Consider the following 19,892-nt stretch of genomic DNA (forward strand, 5'->3'; position numbering starts at 1 on the left):
GACGGCAGAACGGTGCAGTTGATCGCGGCGCGTCAGCGTCGCCGAGTCGTTGGAGTGTGGCACGTGGGCATGCGGCCCCCCGCAGGATTACCGTCCTTGTCCAAACGCAGTCGAGTGCTGCTGGTGCTGGCGCTTGTCGCCGCTGCCCTGCTGCTGGTGGGCCCTCGGCTGATCACGACCTACACGGACTGGTTGTGGTTCGGTGAAGTCGGCTTCCGCGGCGTCTTCACCAAGGTGCTCGTCACCCGGCTCCTTCTCTTCCTCGTGGTCGGCCTGGTTGTCGGCGGAATCGTCTGGCTGGCACTGCTGCTCGCGTACCGGTCGCGTCCCGTGTTCGTCCCGGTCTCGGGGCCGAGTGATCCGGTGGCGCGGTACCGGACCACCGTGATGACGCGTCTGCGCCTGTTCGGGTTGGCCATTCCGATCGCTGTAGGCCTTCTTGCCGGGCTGATCGCGCAGTCGAGCTGGGTCACCGTGCAGTTGTTCATGAACGGTGGCGCGTTCGGGGTCACCGATCCCGAGTTCGGCCTGGACGTCGGTTTCTACACGTTCGATCTGCCGTTCTATCGTTTCGTTCTCAACTGGCTGTTCGTCGCAGTGCTGCTCGCCTTCTTCGCAAGTCTGGTGACGCACTACATCTTCGGTGGGCTCAAGTTGGCCGGCCGGGGAGGTGCGCTCACCAACGCAGCCCGTGTCCAGCTGGCCGTGCTCGCCGGTACCTTCATCCTGCTCAAGGCGGTCGCCTACTGGTTCGATCGATATTCACTTCTGTCGAGCAGTCGTAAGGAACCCACCTTCACCGGCGGTAGCTACACGGACATGAATGCAGTGCTGCAGGCGAAGCTGATCTTGCTCGCCATCGCGGTGATCTGTGCCGGCGCCTTCTTCGCCGCGATCGTTCTGCGTGACCTCCGTATCCCGGCCATGGCTACCGCGCTCCTCGTGCTGTCGTCCATTCTGGTCGGGGCCGTGTGGCCGCTGGTCGTGGAGCAGTTCTCGGTGCGTCCCAACGCGGCCGACAAGGAGAGCGCGTACATCGAACGCAACATCGCGGCCACCCGGCAGGCGTACGGCATCACCGACGACAAGGTCGAGTACAAGGACTATCAGGGGTACGGCACACAGCCGCCACGAGACGTACCGGCAGACGTGTCCACCATCGCGAACACGCGCCTGCTCGATCCCAACATCCTGTCCCGCACGTTCACGCAGCAGCAGCAGCTCAAGAACTTCTACGGCTTCCCGCCGTCGCTCGACATCGATCGGTACGACATCGACGGCGAAGTGCGTGACTACATCGTCGCGGCGCGTGAACTGTCGTCGAAGAGCCTCACAGGCAACCAGACGGACTGGATCAACAAGCACACCGTCTACACCCACGGCAACGGACTGGTCGCGGCACCGGCCAACCGGGTCAACGCCGCCGCGGGCGAATCCGCCGAGGAAGCGGCCAACAGTAACAGTGGCTACCCGGTGTACATGGTCAGCGACATCGCGTCGCAGCAGGCCGGGAACCAGGTCATCCCGGTCGAACAGCCGCGTATCTACTACGGCGAAGTCATCGCGGACACCGATGCCGACTACGCCATCGTCGGTGGTGCAAACGGTTCCGATCCTCGCGAGTACGACACCGACCAGGCGCGGTACCGCTACACCGGGGCCGGGGGTGTTCCCATCGGGAACTGGTTCAACAGGCTGGCCTTTGCAGCCAAGTACACGGAACGCAACATCCTGTTCTCGGGTGCTATCGGCTCGGATTCGAAGATCATCTTCAACCGTGATCCCCGCGAGCGTGTCACGCATGTGGCACCGTGGCTCACGGCCGACGGGGATTCGTACCCGGCGGTCATCGACGGGAAGATCGTGTGGATCGTCGACGCCTACACCACGTTGGAGAACTACCCGTACGCGCAGCGCAGCTCCCTCGACGGACTCGTCGAGGACAGTATCGACCAGAACACAGGCCGATTGCTTCCGCGGAAAGAGGTCTCGTACATCCGGAACTCTGTGAAGGCCACCGTCGACGCGTACGACGGAACCGTCAAGCTGTACCAGGTGGACGACAACGATCCCGTCCTCGATGCCTGGATGGGAGTGTTCCCCGGGGCAGTGGAAGCCAAGGACTCGATTCCCGAGGAACTGGGCGCGCACTTCCGTTACCCCGAGGACCTCTTCAAGGTTCAGCGCGAAATGCTGGCCAAGTACCACGTCGACGACCCCAAGGAATTCTTCACGAACAACGCCTTCTGGTCGGTGCCGAGTGATCCCACGATCGACACGAGCGCCAATCAGCCGCCGTACTACGTCCTCGTGGGCGACCCCGAAACCGGGAAACCGTCGTTCAACCTGACCAGTGCGATGGTGGGTTACAGTCGCGAGTTCCTGTCTGCCTATCTGTCGGTCAAATCGGATCCGGAGGACTACGGCAAGTTCACCGTGCTCCAGTTGCCGACGGATACGCAGACCCAGGGTCCGCAGCAGACACAGAACTCGATGATTTCCGATCCGCGGGTGGCTTCGGAACGAACTCTGCTCGAGCGTTCGAACAAGATTCAGTACGGCAACCTACTGACGTTGCCCATCGCCGACGGCGGGATCCTGTACGTCGAGCCGATGTATACGGAGCGGAGTTCGACCGGCCAGAACACGTCCACGTTCCCGCAGCTGTCACGGGTGCTCGTGAGCTACCGCGAGCCACCGCCGAGTAACAGCGTTCGCGTCGGCTACGCCCCCACGTTGGCCCAGGCTCTCGACCAGGTCTTCGGTGCGGGCACCGGTGCGGTGGCAACGGCGCCCAGCGCGCAGGAAGGCACACCCCCCGACCCCGACGGGGGCACGCCGCCGGCGAGCCAGGGCGGGGCGCCCGCACCCGCGGCACCCGCGCCGCCGCCGTCGTCGAACGTTGCGGCCGCCGTCGCCGAGCTGGATGCGTCGCTGGATGCTCTGACTGCGGCTCAGCGCAGCGGTGACTTCGCCGCATACGGCGACGCCCTCGCTCGCGTACAGCGGGCGGTTGCCGCCTACGAGGCCATCCCCAAGTAAGCCTCACGACAAGTACGAACGACGAGGCCCTGTCATCCGAGCGGATGACAGGGCCTCGTCGTGTACTGGTCGATCAGCGCAACGCGGCGATCAGCTGCGGGTTCGCATCGATCAGCTGCTGGAACTGCTGTCCGAAGCCGTTCTGCTCGGCGAGCTGACGAGCGGAGTCGATCCCTTGCTGGGCGATCGGCTGAGCCGGTGCGGGCACCTCGGTGACCGGTGCCGGCGCCGGGGTGGGCTCGGGGGCAGGGGCCGGGGCCGGGGCCTCGGCGACGTCGCCACCACCGGTGGTCAGGTACTGACCGCAGGTCGGCCATGCTCCGGGGCCCTGGGTCTGGAGGACGTTCTCGGCGACGCGGATCTGTTCGGCCTTGCTGGCGTTGGACGCCGTGCCGGTGCCGCCGTTGGCCTCCCAGGTGCTCTGGGAGAACTGGAGTCCGCCGTAGTAACCGTTTCCGGTGTTGATGCCCCAGTTGCCGCCGCTCTCACACTGCGCGACACCGTCCCAGTTGTGGGAAGCAGCCGAGGCGGTGCCGGTGCTCAGTCCGAGCGGGACGGCGACGACAGCACCGGTGACGGCGATCCAGCCGAGGGCACGCTTGCTGAAGGTGGAATTGGTCATGTGGGGTAAATCCTCTCCGCGCTTGCTGGCGTGGCCGGCCTGCGGGCGACGTTCTCGTCGTTCCCGGCACGTGTACCGGTTGCCACGTCCCTGCCCCTCGAAGGTTTCGGGGATTACCGAACCCGCGGGGCAGAGCTGGCAGCGGCGGGTCGGCTTGTGCCCGGTTGTTTCGGGCCGAGAGCGACCGTACGGGAGCTTTGCCGCCGATTCACCCGGCGATTTTGTGGTACGCGGGTACAGCACCAAGCCGGGAATTCCGGCGTATCTGCTGGTAGACGCGCGGCGAGACCAATTCGGAGCCGCGTCGTTACCTTCGCGTTATGTGGTGCGGATCACGACATTATTGTGGAGTAGCTCACGTCAGCGTGTCCGCGAATTCCGTTGTCCGGCAGCCTTCGAGCACGCGCGCGACGCGAGAGTGCCCTGCGCGCAGCCGTACTGCACGCAGGGCATCGTTCGATCGCGGTCAGCGGATCAGAGGTACTGACCGCAGACCGGCCAGGCGCCCGGGCCTTGAGTTGCCAGAACATTCTCGGCCACCCGAATCTGCTCTTCGCGCGAGGCGTTGGAAGCGGTGCCGCTGCCGCCGTTGGCCTCCCAGGTGCTCTGAGAGAACTGGAGTCCGCCGTAGTAGCCGTTTCCGGTGTTGATGGCCCAGTTGCCGCCGCTCTCGCATTGTGCGACTGCGTCCCAGTTGCCGGAGGCGGCTGATGCCGTACCGGTGCTCAGTCCGAGCGGCACGCCGACGACTGCTCCGGCGAGTGCGATCGCGCCCATGGTCCGCTTGACGATGCTGGTGTTGGTCATAAGTCTGTTTCCTCTCCGCAATGTGCTGACGAAGTACGTCACGTGTCGGCTGGTGTGCCGACCCTGGTCGGTTTTCGTCCCTGCCCCTCGAGGTGTCGGGATTCCGAATCCGCGGGGGCAGGTCGAGCTGCGGCGGGTCGGCGTTGCCCGGTAGTTTCGGGCTGGCAACGAACGTACGCGTCGATCACGGAATGGTCACGGGGTCGTCTTTTGTGACGCCCGTCCAAATAGTGGGACGTATGGTTGGGGTTTCCGCAGGTCGGAAGGTGAGAAATGGTCACGGAGACCGTTACAGAAATTCGCTAGAATGTGACGAGCATCATAACGTTCCGGTAACGCCTGTCACGGTTGTGGTGCTGGAAAGTAGCCGATGGGAGAGCTGCATGGCCGCTGTGGACGTCGAGACTCAGGCCACGATTGCGCGACCACGACACGAGGTCGCGGCGTACGCGTCGAACCCGGGAAATGCGACCGCGTGGTACGCGAATATCACCGAGGTGAAGGGTGATTGCGGGGGCCCTGTGGAGACGGGCGCCGAGTTCGCCTTCGTCGCCGAGTTCTTGGGGCGACGTCTCGTGTACACCTACGAGGTCGTCGAGCACGTACCGGGCACGCGCCTCGTGATGCGCACCGCTGAGGGTCCCTTCCCGATGGAAACGATCTATGAATGGGAAGACGTAGCCGACGGGAAGACGAGAATGACCCTGCGCAACCGCGGGGAGCCGTCAGGGTTCGCCAGGATCGGCGCGCCGGTGTTGTCCCGCGCCATGCGCCGAGCCAACAACAAGGATCTCGCCCGCCTGAAGGGCATTCTGGAAGCCGAACCCGGCAATTCGTGATCGCCTGCTCGGCCCGCCGGCGATCCCTCGGGGGCGGCCGTCGAGGCGATTTGCTTTCCGTTCGTTCGCTCGTGTAACTTTGTTCATGCAGCGCGGGGTGGAGCAGCTCGGTAGCTCGCTGGGCTCATAACCCAGAGGTCGCAGGTTCAAATCCTGTCCCCGCTACCACTGAAGAACGGCGTCCTGGATTCCAGGGCGCCGTTCTTCGTTATGTATGGCTGCGCTCTGTGTGTCTGCGATTAGGGCTCCATCTCGATGAGCGCCCTACGGAGCAGTTTGCCGGTGGCGTTGCGGGGGAGTTCGTCGATGAACACGATGTCGCGCGGAACCTTGTACCGGGCGAGATTCGACTTGATGTATGCCTTCATCTCCTCGGCATCCTTCGCGGACCCCGGCGCAGGGACGACGAATGCCCGGAGCCGATGCCCGAAATCGGCATCTTCGACACCGATGACGGCTGCCTCGATCACGTCTTCCCTGTCTGCGAGGAGATTCTCGACTTCGAGGGGGTAGACGTTCTCGCCACCGGACACGATCATGTCGTCGTCGCGGCCGTCGACGAAGAGCAGTCCGTTGCGGTCGAAGTGGCCCACGTCGCCGGTCGAGAGCAGGCCGTTGATCCGTTCCTTGTCGCGGCCGTCGGTGTAACCGGAGAAGCTGAGCCCACTGGCCACGAATATTCGTCCGACCGTTTCCGGCTCGGTGATCCGTTGTCCCGCTTCGTCGTACAGTTCCACGTGGCAGGTGACGGGCGGACGGCCGGCGGTGCCGGGGGCCAACGCGAGGTCGGCGGGTGTCGCCACGGTGGCAACGGCGACCTCGGTGGACCCGTAAAGGTTGTGCAGAACGTGTCCGAACGCTGCGGTGGTCCGTTTGCACAGATCGGGGGACAGCGACGACCCGGCCGCGAAGATGATGGTCAGGCTCGAGGTGTCGTACTTCGCCAGGGTGTCCGGGCCGAGGTCGATGATGCGCTGCAACATGGTGGGAACAACGACGAGAACGTCACAACGGTGCTTCTCCACCAGGCGGATCGTGTTCTCCGGGTCGAACTTTCGGTGCATGACCACCGTTTGGCCGAGGGCGAGCGCGAGCGCGAACTGCGAGACGCCCGTTCCGTGGAACGCGGGCGCGGCCATCATCATCGTCTGCCCGCGCCGCAGGGGAACCCGGTCGAGGAATTGGGCGGACGCCAGCGGCGAGGTGTGGCCCCGCGGCGCACCTTTCGGCGTTCCGGTGGTGCCGCTGGTGAGGAGAACGAAACCACCTTCGGTGGAAGGGGCCGGGACGGGGCCGCGATCGACGCCGTCGATCAGGTCGTCGAGGGTGCGCACCTGCGACGCGGAGCCGTCTTCTGCCCACGATCGGTACGAGGTGACGTCATCGGGGAGTGTCTCGGCGACCTGTCGGAATTCGTCGTCGTAGACGAACGCTTCGATCTGCTCGCGGGCGGCCACGTCGACGAGCTGCGGCCGTGCGAAACCGGTGTTCATCAGTACCAGGCGGGTGCCGTTCTTGGCGGCCGCGAGCATGGTGAGTACCAGGCCGCGGTGATTGCGGCACATACATCCCATGACGGACCCTGGGGTGATGCCCTCTGCCTGCCACGCGCGCACCAGGGCGTTCGACTGCTCGTCGATGTCGATATAGGTGAGTGGCCCGCGCTCGTCGATCAACGCCACCGCGTCGAGTCGGGCCTCGGCGTGAGCGTGCACCGGACCCGCGAACGGGCCGTATTTCCGGACTGCCAGGAGGGAACGAATGCCCTGGTCGACCCGGGGGAACGGCACGAGGCCGGAGCGGTTCATCACCCGAACGGCTCCCGCGGTGTCCGCGATCTTGGTGAGAAGGTGCTGAGCTGGCATGGATGCCCCTTCCGGCGTGACGGATGTCACGTTCAGACTAGAGGACGGTCGGTGTCGTGTACTGCCGATACGGCGGTCCTGGTCACCGGATTTCGGACACGAAGAAGCCCCCGCCGCAGGTGACCGCAGCGGGGGCTACACCCCTCGTTGAAACTAGTCCTGGTCTGCTACTTCAATTCGGCAGACGACTTCCCCAGCAGGCGGCGGGCCACGATCAGCTGCTGAATCTGCTGTGTGCCCTCGAAGATGTCGAGGATCTTCGAGTCGCGAGCCCACTTCTCGAGAAGCGGACGCTCGGAGTATCCCCACGTGCCGGCAAGTTCGACGGCCTTCACGGTTATCGCTGTTCCGGTGCGACCGGCCTTGGCCTTCGACATGGACGCTTCGAGTGAGTTCGGCTTCTTGTTATCGGCCATCCACGTGGCGCGCAGCGCCAGCAGGTAGGCAGCTTCCCAGTCGGCCTCGAGCTGCAGGAATTCTGCGGCGGCCGCGTGCTGGTTGTATGCCGGGGTGTCGTAGGAGATCTCGACTCCCGCGTCGGTGAGGATGTGGCGCAGTTCCTCGAGTGCAGCGCGGCCGAGTCCCACGGCCATGCCGGCGACGATCGGACGGGTGTTGTCGAACGTCTGCATGACGCCGGCAAAACCCTTCTCGACGTTCACCTCAGGCGTACCGAGGAGGTTGTCCTTCGGAATCCGGCAGTCCTGCAACAGTAATACCGCGGTGTCGGACGCCTTGATCCCCAGTTTGTGCTCGAGACGCGCGACGCTCAGTCCCGGTGCATCCCGGGGGACGACGAACGATTTGATCGCTGCCCGGCCCTTGGTCTTGTCGACCGTGGCCCATACGACGATGTGCGTGGAACGTTCACCGGCGGTGACGAAGATCTTCTCACCGTTCAGGACGTACTCGTCGCCGTCGAGCACCGCCGTGGTGGTGACCGCGGCGGAGTCCGAACCGAAGCCCGGTTCGGTGATGGCCATCGAGGCCCACACCTTGCCGAACCGCTCGAGCTGCTCGTCGGTGGCGACCGCGGCGATCGCAGAGTTGCCGAGCCCCTGGTACGGAATGGCGAGTGTGAGTCCCACGTCGCCCCAGCAGGTCTCGATCACGTTCATCAGCGAGGACATGTTGCCCCCGTTGACGTTTCCGATGACCTTGGGCTCGTCACCGCGCCCGAGGGCAGCGCCTGCGGCACCCTTGCCGGAGTCGTTGAGCCCCTCCACCATGGCGGCCATGGTGTCGAGTTCCTTGGGGTAGGCGTGCTCGGCGAGGTCGTACTTGCGCGAGATAGGCCGGAAGATCTCCGCAGCGACCTGATGTGCCTGGTTCGCGGAGGCTTTGAGCTTCTTGGGAAGTTCGAGGTTGATCATGACTGTTTCCTTAGTTCGAATCCGGCCGCTCAGATCAGGACGATGCCTTCGGCAACACCGATGGCGCGAAGGTCGCGGTACCAGCGTTCCACGGGGTGTTCCTTCGTGTAGCCGTGGCCGCCGAGCAACTGCACGCCGTCGAGGCCGATCTGCATTCCCTTCTCGGAAGCGAGCTTCCGGGCGAGTGCCGATTCGCGGGCGAACGAGAGGCCCTGTTCCGCCCGTGAAGCACCACGCAGCGTGACCAGACGCATTCCGTCGAGCTCGATACCGATGTTGGCGACCATGAAGGCCACTGCCTGACGGTTGCTGATCGGCTCGCCGAACGCCACCCGCTCGTTCACGTACGGGATGACATAGTCGAGCACGGCCTGGCTGGTGCCCACCGCGAGCGATGCCCAACCGAGGCGGGCGAGGCGGATGGCGTCCGCGTACTCGGCCTTTCGCACATCGGCGTCACCGTCTCCGAGCAGCGCCGACTCCGGCACCGCGACATCGGTCAGCTCGAGGCGGCCGAGTCCGGCGGCGCGCAGACCCATGCTCGGATCGGCTTCGACTACGAGTCCCTTGGAGTCGGCCTCGACGATGAAGAAGGACGGCTTGCCGTCAAGTTCTGCTGCCACGATGAACAATTCGGATGTTGCGGCAGCCGGAACCAGGCTCTTCACTCCGTTGAGCCGGTATCCACTCGGCGAGCGGACCGCCTTGGTCTGCAATGCGAACGGATCGAACAGCGCCCGTGGTTCGTTCACGACGACGGCGGCATTGGGAACCTGCTCGCCGGTGAACGAGGGCAGGTACGTCTTCTGCTGGGCGTCGGTACCCCATTGCGTCAGGGCTACCGCGACGCCACTGGGAGCGAGGATCGGAAGCGCGAGGCCCATGTCTCCGTGCGCCAAGGTCTCGGCGACGAGCGAGTTGGTGACGGCTCCGCGCTCACTGGCCGCGCCGTCGAGTTCCTCCGGGACGTTGATCAGGGTGATACCGAGTTCGGCGGCGCGCTTCACGAGATCGGCCGGGGCGGCCGCGGCCGCGTCGGCGTCGTGGCCGGCAGGGCGCAGGATCTCGGCGGCGAACTCCCGCACCGTCTCGACGATCATCTGCTGCTCGTCGGTCGGGGTCAGGTCGAAATAGCCCGCTGCAGCGCTCGGATTGTCGGGGAGCCGTTTCGGCGCGCCCCCGCCGGACACCTTCTTGAAACCGCGGGTGGCGGCACCGAGGGTTCGGAAACCCGTCTTCGTGCCTTCGTAGGTCACCCGATCGATCGTCTGACGCAAGTTGTACTTCTCTGCCAGATCGGAACCCGTGATCTTCGTCAACACTCGCATCGCGGCACCCATGGCGTCGCGCCTGACGGGGTTGAGTCCGACCGCGGACGTGTCGCGGGGCTTCCGCTTTCCGCTGTCGTGGGGGGCAACTGTGTCTTGCTTGCTCATGATCACCAGCTGTTTCTCGGTGTTCGGGCGTGGACACCAGCTATCTTACTCAGCAGTAAGGTTGGTGTCTACTATTGAGTAAGTTCCGGGCGTCAGGCCCCTGAACGGCGAACGGCCCGGCCTGAAGTTCCAGGCCGGGCCGTTCGCCGTTCGGCGACGTCAGTGCGCGTGCAGGTGGGGCTTTCGTAGGCGGTCGAGCACCTCGTCGTGCAGCCGGCCGTTCGTGGCCACCGCGCTTCCGCCGTGCGGTCCGTCAGCACCGGTGAGGTCGGTGAAGCGCCCGCCCGCCTCCCGGATCAGTACATCCAGCGGAGCGAGGTCCCACAGCGAGACCTCGGGTTCCGCGGCGATGTCGACGGCGCCCTCGGCGAGCAGACAATAGGAGAAGAAGTCGCCGAAGCCACGGACCCGCCAGACGTCGTCGGTGAGGGAGAGGAACTGCTCGCGGATGCCGAGATCTCTCCACCCCGACAGGCTCGAGAACGTGAGACTCGCCGATTCGAGTCGGTCCACGGCGGAGACGGAAATACGGCTCGGCGCGGCCCCTCCGAACGAGGCCCAGGCGCCGGCGCCCGCGGCTGCCCACCATCGGCGAGCCAGTGCAGGAGCGCTGACCACGCCCACGACGGGCACTCCGTCGTCGAGGAGGGCGACGAGAGTTGCCCACACGGGAACGCCGCGGACGAAGTTCTTGGTCCCGTCGATCGGGTCCACCACCCACTGACGCCCCGAGAATTGGGCGTCGCCGCCGAATTCTTCACCCAGCACGGCATCGCCCGGGCGCTCCGATTCGAGCGTCGACCGGACCGCCCGCTCCACCGCCAGATCGGCGTCGGACACCGGAGTCAGGTCGGGTTTGTCGTCGACCGCGAGATCGAGAGCGCCGAACCGGGCCGTGGTGATCGCGTCCGCCTCGTCTGCAATGTGGAGTGCGAGCTGGAGGTCGGCGTCGAGGTCGGTCACGGTCGCACAGATTACTCGGCGGCGCCCGCCCCGCTTCAGGCGCTCGTAACTTCCCTGAGCTTTCCCGTGGCCACGTCGAACACGAATCCGCGTAGTGAGGTGGTGGCCGTGATGAAGGGACTCGACTCGATCCGGCGCAGCGACTGCCGGACGTCCTCGTCGAGGCCCGAGAATGCCTCGGGGGAACTGCGGAATGGGGAACGCACAGGCATGTGCGCACCCGTGCATCGAACGCCTGGCACGTCGGCGACCGCAAGGGTTCGACGTCGGCTGATCGGAAGGGGTGACTGCCGTTGCGCGCGGGGGTGAAATCGCCCGCAGAATTACCCGGTAACCTTGAACACCGTGCATCCCGACGTATCTGCAGAACTAGGCGAGCTCGACACCACCCTCCGTACCGTCGAATCGGTCCTGGATGTGGAGGAGCTGCGTCGCCGCATCGACGAACTCGAACACCAGGCGGCCGACCCTGACCTGTGGAACGACCAGGAGCATGCACAGCAGGTCACCAGCCAGCTCTCGCACTCGCAGGCCGAACTGCGCCGCGTCGAGGAGCTGCGCCAGCGGCTCGACGACCTTCCTCTTCTCTACGAGCTCGCGGAGGAGGATGCGGGTGCCGAGGCGCTCGCCGACGCCGATGCCGAGCGGGAGTCGCTGCGGGCCGACATCGAGGCCATGGAAGTCAAAACCATGTTGTCCGGCGAATACGACCAGCGTGACGCGCTGGTCAACATTCGATCCGGCGCAGGAGGTATCGATGCCGCAGACTGGGCCGAGATGCTGATGCGTATGTACATTCGGTGGGCGGAGAAGCACGGCTACGGGGTCGAGGTCTACGACACCTCGTATGCCGAGGAGGCCGGAATCAAGAGCGCGACGTTCGCGATCAAGGCGCCCTATACCTACGGCACCCTGTCGGTGGAAATGGGCACCCACCGCCTCGTGCGGATCAGCCCCTTCGACAACCAGGGGCGTCGGCAGACATCCTTCGCCGAGGTGGAAGTCCTGCCGGTCGTCGAGACCACCGACCACATCGACGTGAACGAGAACGACGTCCGCGTCGACGTCTACCGCTCCTCCGGTCCGGGTGGGCAGTCGGTCAACACCACCGACTCGGCGGTGCGCCTGACGCACATTCCGACGGGAATCGTCGTCACCTGTCAGAACGAGAAGTCGCAGCTGCAGAACAAGGTGTCGGCGATGCGCGTCCTGCAGGCGAAGTTGCTCGAGGTCAAGCGGAAGGAGGAGCGCGCGGAGATGGATGCATTGAAGGGCGACGGCGGCAGTTCGTGGGGCAATCAGATGCGTTCCTACGTGCTGCACCCCTACCAGATGGTGAAGGACCTGCGTACCGAGTACGAGGTCAACAACCCGTCGGCCGTCCTCGACGGCGACATCGACGGATTCCTGGAGTCCGGCATCCGTTGGCGGATGCGCGAGAACCAGGCCTAGACGCCTATGGAGATCACCGCAACCATGTTCGCTCCCACCCGGAATCTCCTCGACTGGCTCAGCTCCACAGGGCTGGCCGTGTCGTTGACGGTGCTCGGTGCCCTGTTGATGGCCAGACTCGTCAGCTGGGGCGGCGAGAAGATCACCGACCGCATCGACAACAGTTACATGCAGGGCGACGCCCTGGTCCGATCCGAGACCACCAAGCACAGACACTCGGTGGCTCAGGTGATCACCTGGGTGGTCATCACCATCATCTATGTCATCGCCACCATGAAGGTGCTCGATCAGCTCAGCTTGCCGATCGGCAGTCTCGTGGCGCCGGCCACCGTTCTCGGTGCGGCGCTGGGTTTCGGCGCGCAGCGTGTGGTCCAGGACATCCTCGCCGGATTCTTCATCATCACCGAACGCCAGTACGGCTTCGGTGACACCGTCCGGCTCGCCGTCACCGGGTCCTCGGACGATGCCGAAGGTGTCATCGAGGACGTGACGCTGCGTGTGACGCGCATGCGGAACACCGACGGCGAAGTCATCACCGTCCCCAACGGACAGATCGTCAAGGCGATCAACCTGTCGAAGGATTGGGCGCGCGCCGTGATCGACGTTCCGGTGCCCGCGGCCGCCGACATCAACCAGGTCAACGAAGTACTGCACCAGGTCGGCGTCGAGGCATATGCGGATCGCGGACTGAAGAAGCTGCTGCTCGACGAGCCGACGGTGATGGGTGTCGAACGCCTGACCGTCGACGAGGTGAGCGTTCGTATGGTCGCCCGGACCCTTCCGGGTAAGCAATTCCAGGTCGGGCGGGCTCTCCGGGTGCGCGTCGCCAGCGCGATGCGCAGGCAGGGGATCACCGTGTCCCCGGACCTGCAGACCGTCCGGGTGGGGGAGGACGCGGTATGAGTGAAGAACCGAGGCGCGGACTCGATCGGATCCTGCACTCGCATGTCCTTCCGTCGAAGCTGTTCGGCGGACGGGTACGGACGTCGACGCTGGTGCTGTGCTTGCTGTGGGTGGCGCTGTACACCCTGTACACCTCGCTCAATCCCGCCGAGGACGCTGGACAGGCACCTCCGCCGGCCCCGACCATCACCACTCCCGTGCCCAGTGAGGAACAGGTTCCGGTGACATCACTGCCGTCGTCGACGGTCGACACCCCGACCGAGACCACCGAGACGACGGAGTCGACCACTACCGAGCCGACGCCCCAATCCACGCCTGGGTTGACGATGCCGTCGCAGAGCACGCAGCCGACCACGACCACGCAGCCGTTCGGATTGCCGCAATTCTTCCCCGCTCCGGCTGCACCCGGGACGCCGACGACGATGTCCCCGGTCCCGACCGCGCCCAGCTCGCAGACGGGACCATGACGCTCGGCCTGCGCTTCACTTGGTCACTGTTCGATAACGTCTAGACTGGCTCCTCGTGATCAGCGTCGAGAATGTGTCGAAGTCGTACAAGACCTCCACGAGACCCGCCCTGGACAAGGTGAGCGTCGAAGTGGACAAGGGTGAGTTCGTCTTCCTCATCGGCCCGTCGGGCTCGGGCAAGTCGACCTTCATGCGTCTGCTCCTCAAGGAGGAGTCACCGACCTCGGGCGACATTCACATCGCCGACTTCCACGTCAACAAGCTGTCGGCTCGGCGGGTGCCCAAGTTGCGGCAGAGCATGGGCGTGGTGTTTCAGGATTTCCGGCTTCTGCAGAAGAAGACGGTGTCGGAGAACGTCGCCTTCGCTCTGGAGGTGATCGGAAAGCCGCGGGCGATGATCGCGCGCACGGTTCCTGAGGTACTCGAGATGGTGGGTCTGTCGGGCAAGGCGGACCGTTTGCCGACCGAACTTTCCGGTGGTGAGCAGCAGCGCGTCGCGATTGCGCGGGCGTTCGTGAATCGGCCGTTGGTGTTGCTGTGCGACGAGCCCACCGGCAACCTCGACCCGGAGACCAGCCAGGACATCATGTTGTTGCTCGAGAGGATCAACCGCACGGGCACGACCGTGGTGATGGCGACGCACGATCATCACATCGTCGACTCGATGCGTCGTCGAGTGGTCGAACTGGACCTGGGAAGAGTGGTGCGGGACGAAGCCCGAGGTGTCTACGGCGTGGGGCGTTAGCCGCCCGCCCTCCCTCGACGCCCGCCCGTCCGCAAGCCATTCGACGAAGGACTCCGATTACCGATGCGTGCCAGTTTCATTGTCAGTGAGCTCCTCACCGGACTCCGTCGCAACGTCACCATGACGATCGCGATGATCCTCACCACCGCGATCTCCCTCGGGCTGTTCGGAAGCGGACTCCTCGTGGTGCAGATGGCGGGCAAGACACAGCAGATTTTCCTCGACCGGGTGGAGGTGCAGATCTTCCTCACGGACGACATCTCCACCTCGGACCCTGGCTGCGAGGCGGAGATCTGCCGTTCGCTACGCGCGGAACTCGACGACACCCCGTCGGTGGTATCGGTGGAGTACCTCAACCGGGACGATGCCGTGAAGGACGCGACGGAGCGGGTGTTCAAGGATCAGCCCGAGCTCGCTGCACTGGTCAGCCCCGACAGCTTCCCGGCGTCGTTCAAGGTCAAGCTGAGCGACCCCGAACGGTTCGGAGTGATCAACGACCAGTTCGGTACCCGTCCCGGGGTCGAGAGCGTGCTCAACCAACGTGAACTGGTCGAGCGTCTCTTCAGCGTCCTCAACGGGGTGCGCAATGCGGCGTTCGCGATCGCCGTCGTGCAGGCGGTCGCCGCTGTGCTTCTCATCGCGAACATGGTGCAGATCGCGGCGTTCACCCGGCGGACGGAGGTCGGGATCATGCGGTTGGTGGGCGCTACCCGGTGGTACACGCAGTTGCCGTTCCTCCTCGAGGCGGTGGTCGCGGCGGTGATCGGTGCCGTACTCGCCATCGTGGGCCTGTTCACCGCGAAGAACATGTTCATCGACGACGTGCTTGCCGATGTGTACGAGGCGAACATTGTCGCCCGGATCTCCAACAGCGACGTGCTGTTCGTCTCACCCGTGCTCCTGCTGGTCGGTGTGGGCATGGCGGCGGTCACCGCCTACGTGACGTTGCGCTTGTATGTGCGCGAATAATTCGGTTTGCTCCCTCTCCTATGCTGGAGACAACGAACTGCTCATGAACATCGCGGACTGAAAGGCCCGGAACGTGAAGGAAAAGGGCCGCAAGGTCATTGCGACCAACCGCAAGGCGCGTCACAACTACGCCATCATCGACACCTACGAAGCGGGCATCGCACTCGTGGGAACCGAGGTGAAGAGCCTGCGCGAGGGAAAGGCGTCGCTCGTCGACGCATTCGCCACCGTCGACAACGGCGAGGTGTGGTTGCGATCGCTCCACATTCCCGAGTACACCCAGGGCACGTGGACCAACCACGCGCCACGGCGCACCCGGAAGCTGTTGCTACACAAGCGTGAGATCGATCACCTCGTCGGGAAGACGAGAGAGGGTAATCAGACCCTCGTGCCTCTGTCGATGTACTTCTCGGACGGCAAGGTGAAGGTGGAACTTGCGCTCGCGAAGGGTAAACAGGATTACGACAAGCGTCAGGATTTGGCCAAGCGCACCGCCGAACGTGAGGTGACCCGCGAACTCGGACGACGAGTCAAGGGAATGCGCTGACCGGCGTCCTGCTCGCGCTGGTCGCTGCCATCGGCTACGGCGTGAGCGATTTCGTCGGTGGAGTGGCCTCTCGGCGGGTGGCTGCACTGCGGGTGGTCATCGTCTCGTATCCGCTGTCGCTGTTGATCGTGCTGGTGATCGCGCCGTTCGTGGCGGGCACGTTCACCACCTCGTCCCTGTTGTGGGGCGCGGTCTCCGGCGTGGCCGGCGGTGTCGCCGTGTGGTGGTTCTATCTAGCGCTGGCAGCAGGCCCGATGTCGGTGGTGTCGCCGTTGACTGCCGTCCTGGTGGCAGGCATCCCTGTTCTCGTCGGTCTTGCCTTCGGGGAACGGCCCGGATCGATTGCGTACGCCGGGATTGCTGTCGCGCTCGTCGCCGTAGTGCTGGTCAGCCGAGAGTCACCCGACGAGACGGCCGGCGAGGTGGCGGGTGGGCGAGTGCTCACGTTCACGAAGTCCGTCGCGCTGCTGACCGTCGGTTCCGGTGTCGCCTTCGCCATCGCGTTCGTGGCGCTGCACCAGATCGGTGCCGAGGGCGGGTTGTGGCCCCTGGCCGTGTCGCGCGCCGCCGCCACAGCCGTGGTGTGGGTGGTGGCGCTGGCGTCCGGTCATTTCCTTCTGCCACACGGAGAGCCGATGAAGCTCGCCGTCTACGTCAGTTTCCTCGATGTCGCGGCCAACGCCGCAATGCTCTACGCATTCCAGGGCGGCTTGCTCTCCCTGGTCAGTGTGATCGGATCGCTGTACCCCGCAGCGACCGTGCTGCTGGCCATGGTGATGCTCGGCGAACGGGTGAGCAAGGTGCAACAGGCCGGAATGCTGCTGGCTCTGGCGGCCGTCGGGATGATCGCCGTCGCCAGTTGAGACCGCCCACACGCCGCTGCAGACAAGTGGGATGAAACCGCGCCGGGTTCGCGTTACACTGGGTGGCCCCCCGAGAGTCGTGGGGGACGTACGGGGCTGAACGGTTTCGACTGCGTACGTTGAGGTAGGGGAAGCGTGTCGGTGCAGGCAAGAGACCACCGTAAGCGTCGCTGCAAACATATAAGCGCCGATTCCAATCAGCGCGACTACGCACTCGCTGCCTAAGTAGCGACTGCGTGTCTGTCAGTCCGGGTTCGCCCTCGGCCCGGGTACTGGCATCAGCTAGAGGGCTTTACCGTTCGGCTCGGTCGCGGAGCCGAACGGGACAACTCACAGCGACTGGGATCGTCATCCTGGCTTGTTTGCGAGACTGGGAGATCCAAGTAGAGGCATAGCAAACTGCACACGGAGAAGCCCTAGCTTTGCTGCGTAGGACCCGGGTTCAATTCCCGGCAGCTCCACCCCGAATCCGGGCCGGACACCACACCAGGTGTCCGGCCCGAATCGTGTCCGCGAGGGAAGGAACGCCGGTGCCCGTGTCGAAATCCGTCCTCGTGGTCGCCGCGGGAGGAGCGCTCGGAGCCACCGTACGGTTCATACTGGCCCAGCAGTGGCCCGGTATCTGGACCATTCTGGCCATCAACGTCGTCGGTTCGTTGCTGCTCGGGTACCTCGCCGAGATGCTCGGGCCGGACCGACCGTTGCGGTTGTTCCTCGGGGTCGGTGTCCTCGGCGGATTCACCACGTTCTCGACCTTTGCCGTCGATGCCGTGGGGGAGGATGCCGGACGCGCCGTGCTGTATGTGACGGCTACTCTGCTGCCTGCCCTCCTGGCGGCACGACTGGGCATGCTCGTCGGCCACCGCCATCGCCGGGCTCGTGGAGCGCTCGTATGACCCTGCTCCTCGTTGCCCTCGGTGGTGGGCTCGGATCCGCCGTCCGCTACCTCGCTGCGCGCTATGTGGTGCCGTACCGCAGCTTTCCCGTCGCCACGTTCGTGGTGAACATCAGCGGTTGCCTGATCCTCGGAATGGTGTCGGGCGCAGCGATGTCTGCGCAGCTGTTCGCGTTGTTCGGCACCGGTTTCTGCGGTGGTCTCACCACCTATTCCACCTTCGCAGTCGAGTCGGTCGGGCTCGCGCGTATCCGGCGCACCGTGACCTCGCTCCTTTACGTGGTTGCCAGCGTCGGCGCCGGATTGGGCGCCGCCTGGCTCGGCTTCCGATGGACGTATTGATCGCGGACTGTGCCGCGAGGGTGCAGGATGGGACCGATAGTCGAGTACGGCATCGTCGATGTGGAGGAGGTCTCGTGGCGCACGACAGGGCGGGTCAGGTGGCACTGCCGGAGGATCTGGTGGACATTGCGCATCTGGTCACTGCGTACTACAGCCGTGTGCCCGATCCCGAAAATCCCTTGCAGCAGGTGCTGTTCGGGACTTCCGGGCATCGCGGATCGAGCCTCGACTCGGCGTTCAACGAGGCCCACATCCTCGCCACGACGCAGGCCATCGTCGAATACCGGGCGTCGCAGGGTATCGACGGTCCGCTGTTCCTGGGTCGCGATACGCACGCGCTGTCCGAACCCGCCTGGATGTCGGCACTCGAAGTGCTGACCGCCAATGACGTGACGGTGCTCATCGATTCACGGGACCGCTACACGCCGACCCCCGCCGTCAGCCACGCCATCCTGCGGTACAACAGCAGCCGTCCCGAGTCCGAGGCGGACGGGATCGTGGTGACGCCCTCGCACAATCCGCCGCGCGATGGCGGATTCAAGTACAACCCACCACACGGGGGTCCCGCTGGTTCCGAGGCGACAACGATCATCGCCGACCGCGCGAACGAATTACTGCGCCGCGATCTGTCGGGAGTCAAGCGTGCGTCCGCGGAGCGGGCCATCCAGCGCGCCGAGCGATACGACTTCCTCCGCTTCTACGTCGACGACCTACCGAGCGTGCTCGACCTCGATGCCATTCGCCGCGAGGGAGTGCGGATCGGAGCCGATCCGCTGGGCGGTGCGAGTGTCGACTACTGGGGTGCCATCGCCGACACGCACCATCTCCATCTCGAAGTCGTGAACCCGCTCGTGGACCCCACCTGGCGCTTCATGACTCTCGATACCGACGGCAAGATTCGTATGGACTGCTCGTCCCCGGATGCCATGGCGTCCCTGATCGGAGCACGGGACCGCTTCGACATCGCCACGGGCAACGATGCCGACGCGGACCGGCACGGAATCGTCACTCCCGACGGCGGACTGATGAACCCCAACCACTATCTCGCCGTAGCCATCGACTACCTGTTCGCCCACCGGCCGGGGTGGGGTCCGGCGGTGCGGGTGGGCAAGACACTCGTCAGTTCGTCGATGATCGACCGGGTGGTCGACAGCCTCGGCCGCGACCTGCTCGAGGTCCCGGTGGGTTTCAAGTGGTTCGTCCCCGGACTTCTCGAGGGATCACTCGGATTCGGCGGGGAGGAGAGCGCGGGGGCGTCGTTCCTGCGACACGACGGCCGGGTGTGGAGCACCGACAAGGACGGCATCATCCTCGCGCTGCTCGCCTCGGAAATCACGGCGGTCACCGGTAAGACACCATCGGTTCGTTACGGGGAGCTGGCAGAGAAGTTCGGCAGTCCGGCGTATGCCCGTATCGATGCGCCCGCGACGCGGGAGCAGAAAGCAGTCCTGGCCAAGCTGTCGCCGGAACAGGTGACAGCAACCGAACTCGCGGGGGAGCCCATCACCGCGACCCTGACGACTGCTCCGGGAAACGGGGCACCGCTCGGCGGGTTGAAGGTCACCACGGCCAACGCGTGGTTCGCGGCCCGGCCGTCGGGGACCGAGGACGTGTACAAGATCTACGCGGAATCGTTCGAAGGTCCCGAGCATCTCGCACAGGTGCAGGCGGCCGCCAAGGAACTGGTGGCCGACGCACTGCGGTGACCCCGCGCCGAGGCGACCCGGGGTGAGTGTCTCTGTGTCGGCGGCTGCACATAGCA

At 65.0% G+C, this 19,892-nt stretch carries 17 protein-coding genes, 1 tRNA gene, 1 other RNA gene and 2 pseudogenes; 14 read left to right on the forward strand and 7 right to left on the reverse strand.

The window, feature by feature from the left end:
• Positions 1 to 63: 63 nt before the first annotated feature.
• Positions 64 to 3,042 carry a UPF0182 family protein gene (locus HYG77_RS28325; protein ID WP_204164771.1) on the forward strand — a complete coding sequence of 993 codons (2,979 nt, stop codon included), beginning with the start codon at positions 64 to 66 and terminating at the stop codon, positions 3,040 to 3,042.
• Between the two features lie 73 nt (positions 3,043 to 3,115).
• Here the strand turns inward: HYG77_RS28325 and HYG77_RS28330 are convergent, their stop codons facing one another.
• Together HYG77_RS28330 and HYG77_RS28335 are read right to left on the reverse strand one after the other, a co-directional pair.
• Positions 3,116 to 3,664: a transglycosylase family protein gene (locus HYG77_RS28330; RefSeq protein WP_208961281.1), complete on the reverse strand. Its 549-nt coding sequence runs from the start codon at positions 3,662 to 3,664 to the stop codon at positions 3,116 to 3,118.
• A gap of 477 nt (positions 3,665 to 4,141) precedes the next feature.
• A pseudogene (locus HYG77_RS28335) lies at positions 4,142 to 4,471 on the reverse strand (transglycosylase family protein); the annotation flags it as partial.
• 383 nt (positions 4,472 to 4,854) lie between these two features.
• Here HYG77_RS28335 and HYG77_RS28340 point away from each other — a divergent pair.
• Positions 4,855 to 5,310 (forward strand): SRPBCC family protein, encoded by a 456-nt coding sequence (locus HYG77_RS28340; RefSeq protein ID WP_208961282.1) that lies wholly within the window; start codon positions 4,855 to 4,857, stop codon positions 5,308 to 5,310.
• 91 nt (positions 5,311 to 5,401) lie between these two features.
• Positions 5,402 to 5,478, forward strand: a tRNA-Met gene (locus HYG77_RS28345).
• A gap of 71 nt (positions 5,479 to 5,549) precedes the next feature.
• Here HYG77_RS28345 and HYG77_RS28350 read toward each other — a convergent pair.
• From HYG77_RS28350 to HYG77_RS28370, 5 genes and pseudogenes are all read right to left on the reverse strand, one after another.
• Complete coding sequence (locus tag HYG77_RS28350; RefSeq protein WP_208961283.1) at positions 5,550 to 7,175, reverse strand: acyl-CoA synthetase; 1,626 nt, start codon at positions 7,173 to 7,175, stop codon at positions 5,550 to 5,552.
• A 167-nt stretch (positions 7,176 to 7,342) separates the two neighbouring features.
• Positions 7,343 to 8,548 carry an acyl-CoA dehydrogenase family protein gene (locus HYG77_RS28355; RefSeq protein WP_159925977.1) on the reverse strand — a complete coding sequence of 402 codons (1,206 nt, stop codon included), beginning with the start codon at positions 8,546 to 8,548 and terminating at the stop codon, positions 7,343 to 7,345.
• 29 nt (positions 8,549 to 8,577) lie between these two features.
• Complete coding sequence (locus HYG77_RS28360) at positions 8,578 to 9,990, reverse strand: acyl-CoA dehydrogenase family protein (protein WP_208961284.1); 1,413 nt, start codon at positions 9,988 to 9,990, stop codon at positions 8,578 to 8,580.
• Positions 9,991 to 10,143: 153 nt separating this feature from the next.
• Complete coding sequence (hisN, locus tag HYG77_RS28365) at positions 10,144 to 10,947, reverse strand: histidinol-phosphatase (protein ID WP_208961285.1); 804 nt, start codon at positions 10,945 to 10,947, stop codon at positions 10,144 to 10,146.
• Between the two features lie 35 nt (positions 10,948 to 10,982).
• Positions 10,983 to 11,132, reverse strand: a pseudogene (locus tag HYG77_RS28370) (carbonic anhydrase); the annotation flags it as partial.
• 160 nt (positions 11,133 to 11,292) lie between these two features.
• On the opposite strand from HYG77_RS28370, the gene prfB reads away from it, so the two are divergent.
• From prfB to pgm, 11 genes are all read left to right on the forward strand, one after another.
• Entirely contained in the window at positions 11,293 to 12,399 is a 1,107-nt protein-coding gene (gene prfB / locus HYG77_RS28375; RefSeq protein ID WP_109331164.1) for a peptide chain release factor 2, read from the forward strand.
• A 6-nt stretch (positions 12,400 to 12,405) separates the two neighbouring features.
• On the forward strand, positions 12,406 to 13,302 hold the full coding sequence (locus HYG77_RS28380) for a mechanosensitive ion channel family protein (RefSeq protein WP_109331161.1): 897 nt from the start codon (positions 12,406 to 12,408) through the stop codon (positions 13,300 to 13,302).
• Entirely contained in the window at positions 13,299 to 13,769 is a 471-nt protein-coding gene (locus tag HYG77_RS28385) for a hypothetical protein (RefSeq protein ID WP_208961286.1), read from the forward strand. Before HYG77_RS28380 ends, HYG77_RS28385 begins: the two co-directional genes overlap by 4 nt.
• 55 nt (positions 13,770 to 13,824) lie before the next feature.
• Positions 13,825 to 14,514: a cell division ATP-binding protein FtsE gene (gene ftsE / locus HYG77_RS28390; protein ID WP_109331159.1), complete on the forward strand. Its 690-nt coding sequence runs from the start codon at positions 13,825 to 13,827 to the stop codon at positions 14,512 to 14,514.
• A gap of 63 nt (positions 14,515 to 14,577) precedes the next feature.
• A complete protein-coding gene (gene ftsX / locus HYG77_RS28395; protein ID WP_109331156.1) occupies positions 14,578 to 15,483 on the forward strand; it encodes a permease-like cell division protein FtsX in 906 nt (301 codons plus the stop codon).
• Between the two features lie 73 nt (positions 15,484 to 15,556).
• Positions 15,557 to 16,030 carry an SsrA-binding protein SmpB gene (gene smpB, locus HYG77_RS28400; RefSeq protein ID WP_109331155.1) on the forward strand — a complete coding sequence of 158 codons (474 nt, stop codon included), beginning with the start codon at positions 15,557 to 15,559 and terminating at the stop codon, positions 16,028 to 16,030.
• An 8-nt stretch (positions 16,031 to 16,038) separates the two neighbouring features.
• Entirely contained in the window at positions 16,039 to 16,893 is an 855-nt protein-coding gene (locus HYG77_RS28405; RefSeq protein ID WP_109331151.1) for a DMT family transporter, read from the forward strand.
• A 92-nt stretch (positions 16,894 to 16,985) separates the two neighbouring features.
• Positions 16,986 to 17,357, forward strand: a transfer-messenger RNA (tmRNA) gene (ssrA, locus tag HYG77_RS28410).
• A gap of 66 nt (positions 17,358 to 17,423) precedes the next feature.
• The gene (locus HYG77_RS28415) at positions 17,424 to 17,789 is read left to right on the forward strand and encodes a CrcB family protein (protein ID WP_208961287.1); all 366 of its coding nucleotides are present in this window, start codon (positions 17,424 to 17,426) and stop codon (positions 17,787 to 17,789) included.
• Positions 17,786 to 18,130: a fluoride efflux transporter CrcB gene (gene crcB / locus HYG77_RS28420; protein WP_109331149.1), complete on the forward strand. Its 345-nt coding sequence runs from the start codon at positions 17,786 to 17,788 to the stop codon at positions 18,128 to 18,130. Before HYG77_RS28415 ends, crcB begins: the two co-directional genes overlap by 4 nt.
• Positions 18,131 to 18,204: 74 nt before the next feature.
• Complete coding sequence (gene pgm, locus HYG77_RS28425) at positions 18,205 to 19,836, forward strand: phosphoglucomutase (alpha-D-glucose-1,6-bisphosphate-dependent) (protein ID WP_109331148.1); 1,632 nt, start codon at positions 18,205 to 18,207, stop codon at positions 19,834 to 19,836.
• Positions 19,837 to 19,892 lie beyond the last annotated feature (56 nt).

The organism is Rhodococcus sp. ZPP (assembly GCF_017656075.1).
Classification (GTDB): domain Bacteria; phylum Actinomycetota; class Actinomycetes; order Mycobacteriales; family Mycobacteriaceae; genus Rhodococcus_F; species Rhodococcus_F oxybenzonivorans.

What these genes read in the sequence shown, in the direction of transcription:
- HYG77_RS28330 (WP_208961281.1), bottom strand. Translation starts at nt 3,664, where the DNA reads ATGACCAATTCCACCTTCAGCAAGCGTGCCCTCGGCTGGATCGCCGTC.
- HYG77_RS28340 (WP_208961282.1), top strand. Translation starts at nt 4,855, where the DNA reads ATGGCCGCTGTGGACGTCGAGACTCAGGCCACGATTGCGCGACCACGA.
- HYG77_RS28350 (WP_208961283.1), bottom strand. Translation starts at nt 7,175, where the DNA reads ATGCCAGCTCAGCACCTTCTCACCAAGATCGCGGACACCGCGGGAGCC.
- HYG77_RS28355 (WP_159925977.1), bottom strand. Translation starts at nt 8,548, where the DNA reads ATGATCAACCTCGAACTTCCCAAGAAGCTCAAAGCCTCCGCGAACCAG.
- HYG77_RS28380 (WP_109331161.1), top strand. Translation starts at nt 12,406, where the DNA reads ATGGAGATCACCGCAACCATGTTCGCTCCCACCCGGAATCTCCTCGAC.
- HYG77_RS28385 (WP_208961286.1), top strand. Translation starts at nt 13,299, where the DNA reads ATGAGTGAAGAACCGAGGCGCGGACTCGATCGGATCCTGCACTCGCAT.
- ftsX (WP_109331156.1), top strand. Translation starts at nt 14,578, where the DNA reads ATGCGTGCCAGTTTCATTGTCAGTGAGCTCCTCACCGGACTCCGTCGC.
- crcB (WP_109331149.1), top strand. Translation starts at nt 17,786, where the DNA reads ATGACCCTGCTCCTCGTTGCCCTCGGTGGTGGGCTCGGATCCGCCGTC.